Consider the following 13,587-nt stretch of genomic DNA (forward strand, 5'->3'; position numbering starts at 1 on the left):
GGGGTCTCAGCCGGTCAGGAAGGACACGTCGATCCCGGCCAGCCGGTCGGGGTCGACCAGCAGGTTGATCTCGGTGATCCGGCCGTCCCGGACCGTCACGCCCATCACCGAGTGGGCCCGGTCCGCCGGCACGCCGACCAGGCCGACCGCGCCGTTGACCAGCGCCGGCCGGGAGTACGGAGCCATCGCGGAGAACATCAGCGCCTGGCCCGCCACCGCGTGCGCCCCGCGGATCAGCCTGGACGCACCCGCCAGGCCGACCGCGCCGGTGTCGGCGCGGAGCACCACATCCGGGTCGAGCACCGCGAGCAGCGACTCGAAGTCCCCGGCCCGGGAGGCGGCCAGGAACGCCTCCACCACCACCCGCTGTCGCCCGAGGTCGGCCTCCGGGACGGCCGCGCCCTGCACCCGACGTCGGGCCCGGCTCGCCAGCTGCCGGGTGGCGGCAAGCTCCCGGTCGACGATCGGGGCGATCGCCTCGAACGGCACCGCGAACATGTCGTGCAGCACGAACGCCACCCGCTCGGCGGGCGGCAGGGTGTCCAGCACCACCAGCATCGCCGGCCCGACCGAGTCGGCCAGCAGCGCCTGCTGCTCCGGGTCCGGCACGCCCAGCTCGCCGACCACCGGGTCCGGCACGTGGCACTCCAGCGCGTCCTCCCGCCGGGACCTGCGGGTGCGCAGCTGGTCCAGGCAGACCCGGCCGACCACGGTGGTCAGCCAGGCCGGCAGGTTCCGCACCTCCGTGACGTCGGACCGCCCCAGGCGGAACCAGGCCTCCTGCACGGCGTCCTCGGCCTCGCTCGCCGAGCCCAGCATCCGGTAGGCCACCGCCCTGAGTTGGGCGCGCTCCGCCTCGAACCGCTCGGCCAGCCGGTCCAGGTCGCTCATCGGTCACATCCGCTCGTCGGGATCCGTCGGTACTGTGCGACCACTCGGCCGACGATATGACAATGAAAGCCGCAGGAGGGTGGTTTTCGCCGGTCCCGACCACCCGCCCGACCGGGCCCCGGCGACCGCATAGGATCTTGCCCCATGGCACGGATCGTCATCATCGGCGCTGGAATGAGCGGTTTGGCCGCCGCCGCACGGCTGGCCACCCTGGGGCACCGGGTGACGGTCTGTGAGGCCGGGCCGACGTACGGCGGGGAGGTCGGCCGGTACGAGCGCGACGGGTTCGCCTTCGACACCGGGCCGACCCTGCTGGCGCTGCCCGCCGTCTACCGCGACCTCGCGCTGAAGACCGGCAAGGAGCCGCTGGAGCAGCTGGTCGCGCTCGCCCCGGTCGAGCCGGAGAGCCGCCACCTGTTCCCGGACGGCACCGACCTGCTGCTGCCGAACGCCTCCCGGGGTGGCGTCGCGCAGAGCCTGGACACCGCCTTCGGCCCCGGCACCGGCGAGCGCTGGAGCGAGGTGATGAACCGGGCCCGGACGGTCTGGGAGGCCACCCGCCGTCCGCTGCTGGAGGAACCGCTCCCCGCCGACCCGGCCCCGCTGCACACCGATCCCTACCCCACCGCCCCCCGCCGCGGCCTGGCCCGGCTGCGCCGGCCGGCCCCGCACACGCTGGCCGCGGTGGCGGCCGGCGAGCTCGGCGGCGCCGGCCCGACGGCGCTGCTGTACGAGTACGCGCTGCGCTACGGGCTCGACCCGCGCACCGCGCCGGCCGGGGCGACCGTGCTGGCGTACATGGAGCAGTCCTTCGGCGTCTGGTACGTCGGCGGCGGGATGCGCGCGCTGGCCGACGCGGTGTACCGCCGGTGCGAGCTGCGCGGGGTGGAGTTCCACTTCGGCACCGCCGTCACCGAACTGCTCACCGCCGACGACCGGGTCACCGGCGTGGCCGCCGGTGACCACCGCTTCGAGGCCGACGCCGTGCTGTCCGCCCGCCCCGAGGACACCGCGGGCGGCCGCCCGGGACCGGCCCGGCTGACCGTGCTGCTCGCGCTGCGCGGCGAGCGTCCACCGGGCACCGCCGTCCGCACCGTGGTGCACGCCCGGGACACCGCCGCCGAGCTCGGCACGCTCTTCGATGCCGCCGAGTACCCCCGCCAGCCGACCGTCCAGGTGCACCGGCCGGACGACCCGGCGCTCGCGCCCGAGGGCCACGAGGCGGTCACCCTGACCGTCACCGTCCCGCCGGGCCCGGCCCCCGCGGACTACCCCGGCCACCTGCTCGACCACCTCGCCGCGGCCGGCCTCGACCTGCGCGACCGGGTCGTCCGGAGCGAATCGCTCGCCCCCGGGCGCCCCCAGCCGCTGCCCTCGCTGGCCGGTATGGGCGGCAGCTTCCTCAGCCCGCCGAACGCGGCCGGGCCCGCCGGGCTGTACCGGATCGGCGCGGCCGCCCACCCCGGCGGCGGGCTGGCCCGCGCCGGGATGTCGGCCTCGATCGTGGCGGGCCTGATCGGCCCGGCCTGACCGGCCGCTACTCCACCAGGTTCGCCGCCCGCACCGCGTACACCGCACCCTCGGACCCGGGCTCGCCCATCGCCCGGGCCAGCTTGCGGTAGCGGGCACCCTCGTCGTCCCGGCCCTGGCGCTCCAGCGTCCGGCCCAGCACCTCGTACGCCCAGCCGTTGCCCGGGTCCAGCTCGATCAGCCGCCGGAAGGTCAGCTCCGCCGGGGCGAGCCGGGCGCTGTGGAAGTAGGACCGCCCGAGCAGCTCGACCACGGCCCGGTTGGCCGGGTCGGCCTCGACGATCGGGGCGAGGATCTCGGCCGCGCCGCTGTAGTCCTTCGAGTCGAAGAACAGGGTGGCCCGCTGGAACTCCTGGTAGCTCATGGGGTGGGTCTCCTTCCGATTCCGGCCAGGTCAACCGAGGCGGCCGTCCGGGTGTTCCCGGCATGCGCCGGGCCGGGCCGGGGCCGAGGATGAACCGTGTCCGCAGCCCACACCCCAGGAGGCCCTCATGACCGGCCAGGAGAACGCCGACATCCTCGGCTCGATCGGCGAGCTGGTGGACGCCGAGAAGCTGCTGCGCGCCCGGATCGCGGACGGCACCGCCGACGAGGCCGCCGCCCGGGCCGAGCTGGCCGCGCTGGAGGTCAAGCTGGACCAGTGCTGGGACCTGCTGCGCCAGCGCCGGGCCAGGACCGAGTTCGGCGAGGACCCGGGTACCGCACGGGTCCGCCCGGCCGCCGAGGTCGAGGGCTACGAGTCCTGACCGGTGGTCAGATCTGCTGCTGGTAGTTCCAGTTCTGCTGCTCGGGCTGCTCCGGGTGGTACTGCTGCGGCACGGCCGGCTGCTGCCACTCCTGGTGCTGGTACCCCTGGTCGTAGTACTGCGCCTGCTGCTGAGGCTGCGCGTACTGGTCCTGGTACTGGTACTGCTCGTAGCCGTACTGCGGCTGCTGGTAGCCCTGGTCGTAGGAGGGCTGCTGGTAGTACCCGGCGGCGTAGACGCTCTCCTCCGCGACCGGCTCGGCGGCCAGCTCCTGCATCTGCTCGAACTCGTACGCCACCGGCGCCTGCTCGGGCTCGACCGGGCCGACCTCTCCGACCTGCGGGACCACCTCGGCGGCCTCGGCCGGCTCGCCACCGGTGGCGGCGCTGAGCAGCGGTACCTTCGCCAGCGGTCCGGGCAGCGCGCCGTCGGCCCGGCGCAGCGACCAGCCCGCGACGTAGCCGCGCTTGACCGAGAGGGTGACCAGCACCTGGCCGGCCGCGAACAGGGCGGCTCCGGCGCCGATCACCAGCACCGAGGAGAGCGCCATCCCGGCCACCACGGCGAGGAAACCGCCGAGGGCCAGCGCGCGCCAGTGCAGCGGGGCGCGGTTCTGCAGCAGCAGCTCGGCGACCAGCCAGAGCGCCACCACCGCGAGCGCGGCGTACAGCAACAGGAACCCGATGCCCATACCCGCGACCTCCAACGTCACCGACCCCCGCGCGTTGCGGCGACTGTACAGGCTCGGCGGGCCCGCGGCCCACCTCCCCGGGGCAACCGTGCTCAGCGCTGGTGCAGCCCGAGGTTCTGGTAGATCTCCAGGGTCGCCGTGGAGTGGTTGAGGGTGATGAAGTGCAACCCCGGCGCGCCCTCGGCGAGCAGCCGCTCGGCCATCGCGGTGGCGTGCTCGATGCCGATCGCGCGGACCGCTTCCGGGTCCTCGGCGACCGCCTCGAACCGGCTCTGCAGCTCGGGCGGGAAGGCCGAACCGGAGAGCTGCGGGAAGCGGGTGAGCTGCCGGATGTTGGTGACCGGCATGATCTCCGGGATGATCGGCGTCGAGCAGCCGGCCGCCTCGACCCGGTCGCGCAGCCGCAGGTAGTCCTCGACCTCGAAGAACATCTGGGTGATCGCGTAGTCGGCACCGGCCCGGCACTTGGCCACGAAGTGCCGGATGTCGTCGTCCCAGCTCTCCGAGCGCGGGTGCATCGACGGGAAGGCCGCCACCCCGACGCAGAAGTCGCCGATGCTCCTGATCAGCTCGACCAGCTGGTACGCGTACTCGACCCCCTGCGGGTGCCGGACCCACTCCCCCTCGGGGTCGCCGGGCGGGTCGCCCCGGACCGCCAGCACGTTCCGGACACCCTCGTCCGCGTACTGGCCGATGATGTTGCGCAGCTCGGCGATCGAGTGGTCCACCGCGGTCAGGTGCGCGACCGGGGTCAGCGTGGTCTCGGTGGCGATCCGGCCGACCAGGTTGACGGTCCGTCCGCGCGAGGAGCCGCCCGCGCCGTACGTCATGCAGACGAAGTTGGGGTCCAGCGACTCGACCCGGCGGATGGCGTCCCAGAGCTTGGACTCACCGGCCTCGGTCCGCGGCGGCATGAACTCGAAGGAGAAGGACCGGTCGCCTGCCGCCAGCAGGTCGCGGACGGTCTCCGCCCGGTCTGTTCTGGTGGAGGGGATACCGAGTGCCATGCTGGCAGATTAGCCCGGCACGCGAAGGGCCTGACAATCGAAGTCCACGGGTTGAGACACCCACTCCCCGTTCGGTGGACGGGCACGCTCCGGGCGTTGACCCGGCCCGGTTAGGCTGATCGTCACCCCCTCCTCGACTCCGGAGTCCATCGTGCCCTCGCCCACCGCCCGGCCGGTCAGCCCCATCGACGTGGAGGCCGTCCGCGAGCGCGTCAACGCGGCGCTGGCGGTCTTCATGGCGGAGCAGACCGAGTTGCTCGCCACGGTCTCCGCCCAGCTGACGCCCGCCGCCGACGCACTGCGCGAGTTCCTGCTGGACGGCGGCAAGCGGCTGCGGCCCGCCTTCTGCTACTGGGGCTGGCGCGGAGCGGGCGGCGCCGCCGACTCCACCGGCATCCCCCGGGCGGCCGCCGCCCTGGAACTGCTCCAGGCCAGCGCCCTGGTGCACGACGACCTGATGGACCGCAGCGACACCCGGCGCGGCCTGCCCTCGATCCACCGCAGGTTCGAGGCGCTGCACCGCGAGCGCGGCTGGCGCGGCGACCGGGAGCAGTACGGGGCCTCGGCGGCGGTGCTGCTCGGCGACCTGCTGCTGATCTGGTGCGACGAGCTCTTCCTGCGCTCCGGCCTGCCCGCCGAGCGGGTGCTCGCCGCCAAGCCGGCCTTCGACCTGATGCGCACCGAGGTGATGGTCGGTCAGTACCTGGACGTGCTGGAGCCGGTCGCCGGGGACTCCGCCGACGAGGGTGCGCTGGAGCGGGCGCAGACCGTCCTGCACTACAAGTCGGCGAAGTACACCATCGAGCGCCCGCTCCAGGTCGGCGCCCTGCTGGCCGGGGCGAGCCCCGAACTGGTCGCCGCCTACTCGGCGTTCGGCCTCCCGCTGGGCGAGGCGTTCCAGCTCCGGGACGACCTGCTCGGCGTCTTCGGCGACCCCGCCGTCACCGGCAAGCCGGCCGGTGACGACCTCCGCGAGGGCAAGCGCACCCTGCTGATCGCCCACGCCATGCGGGGCCTCTCCAAGGCGGACGCCGTCCAGCTGGACGAGCGGCTCGGCGCGGCCGACCTGACGGCCGACGAGGTGCCGGTGCTCCGCCGGCTGGTGGAGCGCAGCGGTGCCGCCGAAACCGTCGAACGCCGGATCGACGAACTCATGGCCCAGTCCCTCGACGCCCTCGACGCGGCCCCACTGGCCGCCGGCCCGACCCGGGCCACCCTGCTGGCGCTGGCCGAAGCGGCCACCGTCCGCAAGTACTAGGGCACGAGGTGCACCACCAGGGGCTCGGGGAACTGCGACGCCGGCCCCGAAAATGGAGATCCGTACGTAAGTGTCAGGCACTTTCGCAGTGACCCCGGCGCCAGATCTCCTCGCAGTTCCCCGAGCACCTGGACAGTGCCACCTGGCCTCAGTGGGAACGGATCCGGCGGGACAGTTCGGCGGCGGCTGCGCCCGGGTCGGCGGCGGCGGTGATGGCGCGGACCACGACCACCCGGGTGGCGCCGGCCGCGAGGACCTGGTCGAGGTTGCCCAGGTCGATGCCGCCGATCGCGAACCACGGACGGTCCGTCACGGCCTTGGCCGCGTACGAGACCAGGTCGAGGCCGGGGGCGTGGCGGCCGGGCTTGGTGGGGGTGGGCCAGACGGGGCCGGTGCAGAAGTAGTCGACGCCCGGCTCGGTGAGGGCCGCGTCGACCTCGGACCCGGCGTGGCAGGACCGGCCGAAGATCACCTCGTCGCCGAGGATCGCCCGGGCGGCGGGCACCGGCAGGTCGTCCTGGCCGAGGTGCAGGACGTCGGGGCGGGCGGCGTGCGCGACGTCCGCCCGGTCGTTGACCGAGAAGAGCTTGCCGTGCCGGCGGGCGGCGTCGGCGAAGACCTCCAGGTACTCCAGCTCCTGCTTCGCCTCCAGGCCCTTGTCCCGGAGCTGGACGATGTCCACCCCGTTGGCCAGCACGGCGTCCAGGAACTCCGGCAGGTCGCCCTGCTCGCGGCGGGCGTCGGTGCACAGGTACAGCCGGGCATCGGCCAGCCGCGTGCGGGCGTCCGTCATCAGATCAGCTCCGCCTGGGCGCGGCGCTTGACCTCGGTGCCGCGGTTCTCCACCAGGGCCTCGATCGGGCTGCCGGGCAGCGAGGGCTGCTCGGTGAACAGCCAGTCGATGATCTCGGCGTCGGTGAACTTGGCGTCCCGCAGCAGCGTCAGCGTGCCGGAGAGGTGCTTGACCAGGCCCGGGCCGTCGATGAAGGCGGCGGGCACCTGGAGGGACTTGTTCGGACCGCGGCGGACCGCGATCAGCTTTCCGGACTTCACCATGTCCCGGACCTCGGTGACGGGGACACCCCACTGCTCACTGATGTCGGGCAGGTACATCCACGCGGGGACCAGGGCTTCGATCTTCTCTGACGTCATCTCGCTCACGGCACCAGAATCTCACAGCGGATTCGGGCCGACCGCCGCCTTCAACTGCACCGACGGGTCGGCGGCCGCCACCGGGTCCAGTAGGACCCCGCGTTCGATCAGCTTCCGCGCCTGGTTGACGTCGCGCGGCCGGTCCACCGAGAGCAGCCCGGTCAGCCGCCCGTCCCGGAGCCAGAGCACCGTCCAGGCCGGGTCCTCGGCCGAGCCGCGCCAGAGCATCCGGTCGCCGGGCGCGTGCCGCCCGGCGTACTGCACCATCCGTCCGAACTGCTCCGACCAGAAGTACGGCACCGGGTCGTACGGCGTGCCCGCCCCGAGCACCGAGGCGGCCACCGCCCGGCCGGACTGCAGCGCGTGGTCCCAGTGCTGGACGTTCACCCGGGTGCCCAGCCGGGCGGACGGGTACGCGACGCAGTCGCCGGCCGCCCAGACCCCGGGCAGCGACGTGCGCAGCCGATCGTCCGTCAGGATCGCCCCGGCCCGGTCCAGCTCCACCGGCGAACCGGCCAGCCAGCCGGTGGCGGGGCGGGCGCCGATACCGACCACCACCTCGTCGGCGGCCAGCTCGGTGCCGTCGGCCAGCAGCACCGCGCCCGGCTCGACCGCCGCCACCCCGACCCCGCAGCGCAGTTCGACCCCGGCGTCCGCGTACCACTGCGTCATCAGGCCGCCGAGCTCGGCGGGCAGCGCCCCGGCCAGCGGCGTCGCGGCGGCCTCGACCACCGTCACCTCGCAGCCGAGCTGCCGGGCCACCGTGGCGGTCTCGGCGCCGATCCAGCCCGCGCCGACCAGCACCAGGTGCCGCCCCGGCCGCAGGCCCGCCCGCAGCGTCAGTGCGTCGTCCAGGGTGCGCAGGGTCCGGGCGCCGGGGAGGGTGACCGGCTTGGCACCGGTCGCGATCACCAGGGCGTCGTACCGCAGCGAGCCCCGGTCGGTGTGCAGCAGGCCGGGCTCCAGGCCGGTCGCGCGGTGGCCCGGCAGCAGGTCGACACCGGTCCAGTCGACGTCCAGCACGGTGCTGTCGCGCTGCCCGAGCAGCACGTCCTTGGAGAGCGGCGGCCGGTCGTACGGCAGCTCCCGTTCCGCGCCGAGCAGGGTGACGGGCCCGGCCCAGCCCCCCTGCCGCAGGGCCAGCGCGCTCTGCGCTCCCGCCATGCCGCTGCCGACCACGACCACCTGTCCACCCGTCAGCTCTGCCACGTCGGTCACCCTACCCACCACAGTCGTCCGCCCGTCGAACAGTGGCCGCCGGGCTGCCCGGGGCCGGGGATATGGTGGGTGGCGTTACACGGGAGCCCGGTGCACCGGGCTGAGAGGCGGGCTGCTGCGGCCTGCGACCGTCCGAACCTGATCCGGGTCATTCCGGCGAAGGGAGAGCGAAGTACTGTGACACGCACCGAGAGCGACGTGCTGGTCATCGGCGGCGGCATCATCGGCCTGGCGGTCGCCTGGCGGACCGCGCAGCGCGGACTCCGGGTCACCGTGGTCGACCCGGAGCACGGGCGGGGCGCGGCCCAGGTCGCGGCCGGCATGCTGGCCCCGGTCACCGAGCTGCAGTACGGCGAGGAGCCGCTGCTCCGGCTGGGGATGGCCTCCAACGACCGCTACCGCGACTTCGTCGCCGAGCTGGCCGACCTGACCGAGCTGGACACCGGCTACCGCGAGACCGGCACGCTGGCCGTCGCGCTGGACTCCGACGACCGGGCCGAGCTGCGCGAGCTGCACGCGTTCCAGCAGCGGCTGGGCCTGGAGTCGCACTGGCTGACCGGCCGGGAGTGCCGGCGGCTCGAACCGATGCTGGCCCCGGGTGTCCGGGGCGGCCTGCACGTGACCGGCGACCACCAGGTGGACGGCCGACGGCTGGCCGCCGCCCTGGTGCTGGCCTGCGAACGCTCCGGCGTCACGCTGCAGCGGGCCTCGGTCACCGGGCTACTGGTCAAGGAGGACCGGGCCACCGGCGTCCGGCTGAGCACCGGCGGCGAGCTGACGGCCGCTCAGCTGGTGCTGGCGGCGGGCCCGCAGAGCCACCTGCTGCCCGGACTGCCCGCCGGGGTGCTGCCGCCGGTGCGTCCGGTGAAGGGGCAGGTGCTGCGGCTGCGGATCCCGGAGCGGTACGCGCCGTTCCTGTCCCGCAACGTCCGGGCCGTGGTGCGCGGGCAGCACATCTACCTGGTGCCGCGGGCCGACGGCGAGCTGGTGATCGGCGCGACCAGCGAGGAGCAGGGGTACGACACCACCGTCACGGCGGGCGGTGTCTACGAGCTGCTCCGGGACGCGCACGAGCTGGTCCCCGGGCTGACCGAGCTGCCGCTGGTGGAGACCGGCGCGGGCCTGCGGCCCGGGTCGCCGGACAACGCCCCGCTGCTCGGCCCGACCGCGCTGCCCGGCCTGGTCGCCGCCACCGGCCACTACCGCAACGGCGTGCTGCTCACCCCGGTGACCGCCGACCTGATCGCCGAACACCTGGCCACCGGTGCCGTCCCGGCGCTGGCCGCCCCCTTCTCCCCCAGCCGCTTCACCCCGAAGGCCGCCGCATGAACGACTTGACCGAGCTGACCCTGACCGTCAACGGCACCCCCCGCCAGGTGCCGCCGAGCACCACCCTGGCCGAGCTGGTCGCCACCCTGAGCACCGCCCCGACCGGCGTGGCCGCCGCGCTGAACGAGGCCGTGGTGCCGCGCTCCGTCTGGGCGACCACCGCACTCGACGCCGGCGACCGGGTCGAGATCCTCACCGCAGTCCAGGGAGGCTGACCGCCATGGCCGACGACACCCTCACCATCGCCGGGGTCACCTTCAACTCCCGTCTGATCATGGGCACCGGCGGTGCCCCCAGCCTGGAGGTGCTGGAGCAGGCGCTCCGGGTCTCCGGCACCGAGCTGACCACCGTCGCGATGCGCCGGGTCGACCCGGGCACCCAGGGCTCGGTGCTGGACGTGCTGACCCGCAACAACATCCGGGTGCTGCCCAACACGGCCGGCTGCTACACCGCAGGGGAGGCCGTGCTGACCGCCCGGCTGGCCCGCGAGGCGCTCGGCACCGACTGGGTGAAGCTGGAGGTGATCGCCGACGAGCGGACCCTGCTGCCCGACCCGATCGAGCTGCTGGACGCCGCCGAGACGCTGGTCGACGACGGCTTCACGGTGCTCCCGTACACCAACGACGACCCGGTGCTGGCCCGCAAGCTGGAGGACGTCGGCTGCGCCGCGATCATGCCGCTCGGCTCGCCGATCGGCTCCGGCCTGGGCATCCGCAACCCGCACAACTTCCAGCTGATCGTGGCGGCCGCGGGCGTCCCGGTGATCCTGGACGCGGGCGCGGGCACCGCCTCGGACGTGGCGCTGGCGATGGAGCTGGGCTGCTCGGCGGTGATGCTGGCGTCCGCCGTCACCCGGGCCCAGGAGCCGGTGCTGATGGCCGACGCGATGCGCCGCGCCACCGAGGCGGGCCGGCTCGCCTTCCGGGCCGGCCGCATCCCGCGCCGCTTCCACGCCGAGGCCTCCTCCGCGATGGCGGGCCGCGCCGACCTCGACACCCGCGAACGGCCCGCGTTCTGACGGCGGGGCACCTAGTGCCGTGCCCGGCAAGGGTTACCCCGTCGCGTGGTTCGGTGCGTGCTCTCGGCGTGCCGGGCGGAGGCCACGCGTAGCGGACCTACTCCGGCCTTCGCCCGGTGCGGCGAAAGTGCGTGCCGGGCGGCGTGACGGGGTGAACCTTGCCGGGCGCGGCACTAGCATCGGCCGGGTGGTCCTCCCCGAGTCCGGAACCGAGCCCGACGGGGCGCAGGTGGTCCGGCTGCTCAGTTACAACGTCCGTTCGTTGCGGGACGACCGCGAGGCGCTGGTCCGGGTGATCCGGGCCTGCCGCCCCGACCTGGTCTGCATCCAGGAGTCGCCCCGGTACTGGCGGCCCGAGGGGCAGGCCGCCTGGCTGGCCCGGCGGACCGGCACGGTGGTGCTCTCCGGCGGCGGCCGGGCCGCCGCCGGGCCGCTGCTGCTCGGGCGGCTGGCGGTGGAGGTGCTGGCGGTCCGGGACCGGCTGCTGCCGAAGACCCGGGGCCTGCACGCCCGCGGCTTCGCCACCGCGAAGGTCCGGATCGGCCGCTCGGTGCCGTTCGTGCTGACCAGCTGTCACCTCAGCCTGGACCAGGACGAGCGGCTGAAGCAGTTCGCCCTGCTGCCCGGCCAGGCCGGGCCGGACGAACCCGCCGTGATCGCGGGCGACTTCAACGAGCACCCGGACGGCCCCGGCTGGCAGCGGCTCGCGGCGACCTACCGGGACGGCCATGTGGTGGCGCCCTGGGGCGGCACCAACACCTCGGTGCCGGCCGACCCGTACCAGCGGATCGACGCCGTCTTCGCCTCCCCCGACGTCACCGTGCTGGCCTGCGGCGTCCCGCACGAACTGCCGGGCGTCGCGCCGGCCGACCTGCTGACCGCCACCGACCACCTGCCGCTGCTCGCGGTGCTCAGGCTGCCACCCGGCTAGACGGGTCATTCCGCCCGCCGCCGCCCGTGCGCCTGCCGGGCCCACCGGGCGGGCGGTCCGCACAGTGGGCGGATGAGTGAAGCAGCGGAGCAGGAGGACCACCACGCCGACTGGTTCGAGCTCTTCTTCGACCTGGTCTTCGTGGTGACGGTCAGTGTGCTGGCGCACGGGCTGCACGGCGATCCCGGGGCGAAGGAGTTCGGGACCTTCCTGGTGCTGTTCTTCCCGGCCTGGTGGGCCTGGGTCAACCTGATGGTGACCGTGAACGTGTTCGGCTCCGGCAGCGGCCGGGTCAGGACCGTGCTGCTCGCCGCGATGCCCGGCCTCGGCCTGATGGCGGCCGCCGCCCCCGAGGGCCTGGGCGACCGGGCCTGGGCGTACGCGCTGGGTGCGGCCTGGATCCGGCTGCTGTTCTTCGTGCTCTGGCTCGGCCGGGCCCGGCAGCCGGGCAGCCCGCTGCCGCTCTGGCGGCCGATGCTCTACTGCCTGGTGCCCGCGCTGATCTGGGCGGTCTCGGCGGCGGTGCCCGGCCCCTGGCGGTTCGTGCTCTGGGGCGTGTCGATGGCGCTGGAGGTGGTGCTGCTGGTGGTGCAGACCGGGATGACCGAGGGCTTCTACGACGAGCTGACGGTCGAGCACCTGGTCGAGCGGATCGGCCTGTTCATGGTCATCGTGCTCGGCGAGAGCGTCCTGACCACGGTGTCCGCGCTCGCCGAGCACTTCACCGGACTGTCCGCGCTGGCCGCCCTGTTCGGCTTCCTGGTGGCCGCCGAGCTGGCCCTGATCCTCTTCACCTGGGGCACCGGCACCGCCGCCCGGGGCCTGCTCCGGGCCCAGAGCGGCCACGCCGTCCGGGCGATCCGGGACACCGTGATGTACCTGCCGTTCGTACTGGTCTCCGGCATCGCGGTGATCGCCGCCGCACTCGGCACCGCCGTCGCCGAACCGGACCACCACCTGCCGCCCGGTGCCCGCTGGGCGCTCTGCGGCGGGGTGCTGGCCTTCTACACCGCCAACGCCGCCATCTCGCTGCGCTTCGGCGACGGCCTGGGCACCGTACTGCGCTGGTACGGTCCCTGCCTGGTGCTGACGGTCGGCCTGCTGCTGCCCGCCGCCCTGGCCCTGCCGGCCTGGGGCGCGGTGGGCTGTGCGGCGGGCCTGGTCCTGCTGCTGGCCAAGCTCTCCAAGCTCAGCCGGAACCGGGCGTACGGCGAGGCGACGGCCTGACCGTCCGTCAGACCACCGCGCCGCCGGTCGGGTCCTCCGGCTCGTCCTCGTCACGGTCCTTCATCCGGGCCACCAGGGTGACGAAGCCGCCGAGGAAGGCGCTGACGCCGACCCAGGCCGGCCAGCCGGAGACCTCGCGCCAGACCAGCACGTCGAACAGCAGCAGCGCCGGGCCACCGAGCACCGCGAGCCAGGCGAACCTGGCGGTGGTGTCCATCGGCGGCAGCGGCGGCGGCTCCGGCGGGACGTAGTGGCCCTCGTCCGGGTCCTCGGCGGCCACGTAGCTCCGTGGGTCGCCGGTGGCCGGGCGGGGGCGGGGCTGCGGGGCGAGGTCGTCCAGCTCGGGAGGGCGCTTGACCTCCTTGGCCCGGAGGTTCTCGATCTCCGGCCACTCCGGGTTGTTCAGGTCGACCGGGTCGTCGAACTGCGCCACCAGCGCGGCGAAGATCGCGTCCTGCTCGGCCTGGCTCCCCCCGACCGGGCGGCGTGCGGGCGGGTCGGACTCCCCGGTCGGCTCGGGCTTCGCCCGGCCGTCCAGGGGCAGTTCCTCGTCGTCGCCCGCGGTGTTGTTCATCTGCACTGCCGGCCC

Annotated in this window: 16 protein-coding genes and 1 riboswitch; of the genes, 8 read left to right on the plus strand and 8 right to left on the minus strand. The window is 74.3% G+C overall.

The window, feature by feature from the left end; translation table 11 throughout:
- Positions 1 to 6: 6 nt before the first annotated feature.
- The gene (locus OHV05_RS07850; protein WP_405017003.1) at positions 7 to 891 is read right to left on the minus strand and encodes a sigma-70 family RNA polymerase sigma factor; all 885 of its coding nucleotides are present in this window, start codon (positions 889 to 891) and stop codon (positions 7 to 9) included.
- A gap of 144 nt (positions 892 to 1,035) precedes the next feature.
- On the opposite strand from OHV05_RS07850, the gene OHV05_RS07855 reads away from it, so the two are divergent.
- Positions 1,036 to 2,421, plus strand: a complete 1,386-nt coding sequence (locus OHV05_RS07855; protein WP_405017004.1) for a phytoene desaturase family protein — start codon at positions 1,036 to 1,038, stop codon at positions 2,419 to 2,421.
- A 7-nt stretch (positions 2,422 to 2,428) separates the two neighbouring features.
- On the opposite strand, the gene OHV05_RS07860 is transcribed toward OHV05_RS07855, so the two are convergent.
- Entirely contained in the window at positions 2,429 to 2,785 is a 357-nt protein-coding gene (locus OHV05_RS07860; protein ID WP_405017005.1) for a tetratricopeptide repeat protein, read from the minus strand.
- 127 nt (positions 2,786 to 2,912) lie between these two features.
- Between OHV05_RS07860 and OHV05_RS07865 the strand changes: the two genes are divergently transcribed.
- Complete coding sequence (locus tag OHV05_RS07865; RefSeq protein ID WP_405017006.1) at positions 2,913 to 3,167, plus strand: DUF2630 family protein; 255 nt, start codon at positions 2,913 to 2,915, stop codon at positions 3,165 to 3,167.
- Between the two features lie 7 nt (positions 3,168 to 3,174).
- On the opposite strand, the gene OHV05_RS07870 is transcribed toward OHV05_RS07865, so the two are convergent.
- Both OHV05_RS07870 and metF read right to left on the minus strand, forming a co-directional pair.
- On the minus strand, positions 3,175 to 3,858 hold the full coding sequence (locus OHV05_RS07870) for a hypothetical protein (RefSeq protein ID WP_405017007.1): 684 nt from the start codon (positions 3,856 to 3,858) through the stop codon (positions 3,175 to 3,177).
- A gap of 92 nt (positions 3,859 to 3,950) precedes the next feature.
- Positions 3,951 to 4,865, minus strand: a complete 915-nt coding sequence (gene metF, locus OHV05_RS07875; RefSeq protein ID WP_403038418.1) for a methylenetetrahydrofolate reductase [NAD(P)H] — start codon at positions 4,863 to 4,865, stop codon at positions 3,951 to 3,953.
- A 151-nt stretch (positions 4,866 to 5,016) separates the two neighbouring features.
- On the opposite strand from metF, the gene OHV05_RS07880 reads away from it, so the two are divergent.
- The gene (locus OHV05_RS07880; protein WP_405017008.1) at positions 5,017 to 6,123 is read left to right on the plus strand and encodes a polyprenyl synthetase family protein; all 1,107 of its coding nucleotides are present in this window, start codon (positions 5,017 to 5,019) and stop codon (positions 6,121 to 6,123) included.
- A 148-nt stretch (positions 6,124 to 6,271) separates the two neighbouring features.
- Here OHV05_RS07880 and thiE read toward each other — a convergent pair whose 3' ends face one another.
- Genes thiE through OHV05_RS07895 form a run of 3 tightly spaced genes read right to left on the minus strand, consistent with a single transcriptional unit; the run spans position 6,272 to position 8,484 of the window.
- Entirely contained in the window at positions 6,272 to 6,916 is a 645-nt protein-coding gene (thiE, locus tag OHV05_RS07885; protein WP_405017009.1) for a thiamine phosphate synthase, read from the minus strand.
- Positions 6,916 to 7,275 carry an Rv2175c family DNA-binding protein gene (locus OHV05_RS07890; RefSeq protein ID WP_184920711.1) on the minus strand — a complete coding sequence of 120 codons (360 nt, stop codon included), beginning with the start codon at positions 7,273 to 7,275 and terminating at the stop codon, positions 6,916 to 6,918. Before OHV05_RS07890 ends, thiE begins: the two co-directional genes overlap by 1 nt.
- Positions 7,276 to 7,296: 21 nt before the next feature.
- Positions 7,297 to 8,484, minus strand: coding sequence for an NAD(P)/FAD-dependent oxidoreductase (locus OHV05_RS07895; protein WP_405017010.1), 1,188 nt, complete (start codon positions 8,482 to 8,484; stop codon positions 7,297 to 7,299).
- 77 nt (positions 8,485 to 8,561) lie between these two features.
- A riboswitch (TPP riboswitch) is annotated at positions 8,562 to 8,675 on the plus strand.
- Here OHV05_RS07895 and thiO point away from each other — a divergent pair.
- The 5 genes from thiO (at position 8,671) to OHV05_RS07920 (ending at position 12,998) form a co-directional block, all read left to right on the plus strand.
- Positions 8,671 to 9,822 (plus strand): glycine oxidase ThiO, encoded by a 1,152-nt coding sequence (thiO, locus tag OHV05_RS07900; RefSeq protein ID WP_405017011.1) that lies wholly within the window; start codon positions 8,671 to 8,673, stop codon positions 9,820 to 9,822. Its footprint overlaps the riboswitch before it by 5 nt.
- Positions 9,819 to 10,037: a sulfur carrier protein ThiS gene (gene thiS / locus OHV05_RS07905; protein WP_403038432.1), complete on the plus strand. Its 219-nt coding sequence runs from the start codon at positions 9,819 to 9,821 to the stop codon at positions 10,035 to 10,037. The genes thiO and thiS overlap by 4 nt, the downstream gene beginning before the upstream one ends.
- Before the next feature lie 5 nt (positions 10,038 to 10,042).
- Positions 10,043 to 10,840, plus strand: a complete 798-nt coding sequence (locus OHV05_RS07910) for a thiazole synthase (RefSeq protein WP_405017012.1) — start codon at positions 10,043 to 10,045, stop codon at positions 10,838 to 10,840.
- A 187-nt stretch (positions 10,841 to 11,027) separates the two neighbouring features.
- Entirely contained in the window at positions 11,028 to 11,771 is a 744-nt protein-coding gene (locus tag OHV05_RS07915) for an endonuclease/exonuclease/phosphatase family protein (protein WP_405017013.1), read from the plus strand.
- A 72-nt stretch (positions 11,772 to 11,843) separates the two neighbouring features.
- Positions 11,844 to 12,998, plus strand: coding sequence for a low temperature requirement protein A (locus OHV05_RS07920; RefSeq protein WP_405017014.1), 1,155 nt, complete (start codon positions 11,844 to 11,846; stop codon positions 12,996 to 12,998).
- A 7-nt stretch (positions 12,999 to 13,005) separates the two neighbouring features.
- Here the strand turns inward: OHV05_RS07920 and OHV05_RS07925 are convergent, their stop codons facing one another.
- Positions 13,006 to 13,572 carry a hypothetical protein gene (locus tag OHV05_RS07925; RefSeq protein WP_403038440.1) on the minus strand — a complete coding sequence of 189 codons (567 nt, stop codon included), beginning with the start codon at positions 13,570 to 13,572 and terminating at the stop codon, positions 13,006 to 13,008.
- Positions 13,573 to 13,587: the final 15 nt, after the last annotated feature.

Source organism: Kitasatospora sp. NBC_00070, assembly GCF_045041205.1.
Taxonomy (GTDB): domain Bacteria; phylum Actinomycetota; class Actinomycetes; order Streptomycetales; family Streptomycetaceae; genus Kitasatospora.

Bases quoted from the DNA above. Each gene is read 5' to 3' on its own strand.
- OHV05_RS07865 (WP_405017006.1), top strand. From the start codon at position 2,913: ATGACCGGCCAGGAGAACGCCGACATCCTCGGCTCGATCGGCGAGCTG.
- OHV05_RS07870 (WP_405017007.1), bottom strand. From the start codon at position 3,858: ATGGGCATCGGGTTCCTGTTGCTGTACGCCGCGCTCGCGGTGGTGGCG.
- OHV05_RS07890 (WP_184920711.1), bottom strand. From the start codon at position 7,275: ATGACGTCAGAGAAGATCGAAGCCCTGGTCCCCGCGTGGATGTACCTG.
- OHV05_RS07850 (WP_405017003.1), bottom strand. From the start codon at position 891: ATGAGCGACCTGGACCGGCTGGCCGAGCGGTTCGAGGCGGAGCGCGCC.
- OHV05_RS07925 (WP_403038440.1), bottom strand. From the start codon at position 13,572: ATGAACAACACCGCGGGCGACGACGAGGAACTGCCCCTGGACGGCCGG.
- OHV05_RS07855 (WP_405017004.1), top strand. From the start codon at position 1,036: ATGGCACGGATCGTCATCATCGGCGCTGGAATGAGCGGTTTGGCCGCC.
- thiS (WP_403038432.1), top strand. From the start codon at position 9,819: ATGAACGACTTGACCGAGCTGACCCTGACCGTCAACGGCACCCCCCGC.
- OHV05_RS07910 (WP_405017012.1), top strand. From the start codon at position 10,043: ATGGCCGACGACACCCTCACCATCGCCGGGGTCACCTTCAACTCCCGT.
- metF (WP_403038418.1), bottom strand. From the start codon at position 4,865: ATGGCACTCGGTATCCCCTCCACCAGAACAGACCGGGCGGAGACCGTC.
- OHV05_RS07920 (WP_405017014.1), top strand. From the start codon at position 11,844: ATGAGTGAAGCAGCGGAGCAGGAGGACCACCACGCCGACTGGTTCGAG.
- thiE (WP_405017009.1), bottom strand. From the start codon at position 6,916: ATGACGGACGCCCGCACGCGGCTGGCCGATGCCCGGCTGTACCTGTGC.
- OHV05_RS07860 (WP_405017005.1), bottom strand. From the start codon at position 2,785: ATGAGCTACCAGGAGTTCCAGCGGGCCACCCTGTTCTTCGACTCGAAG.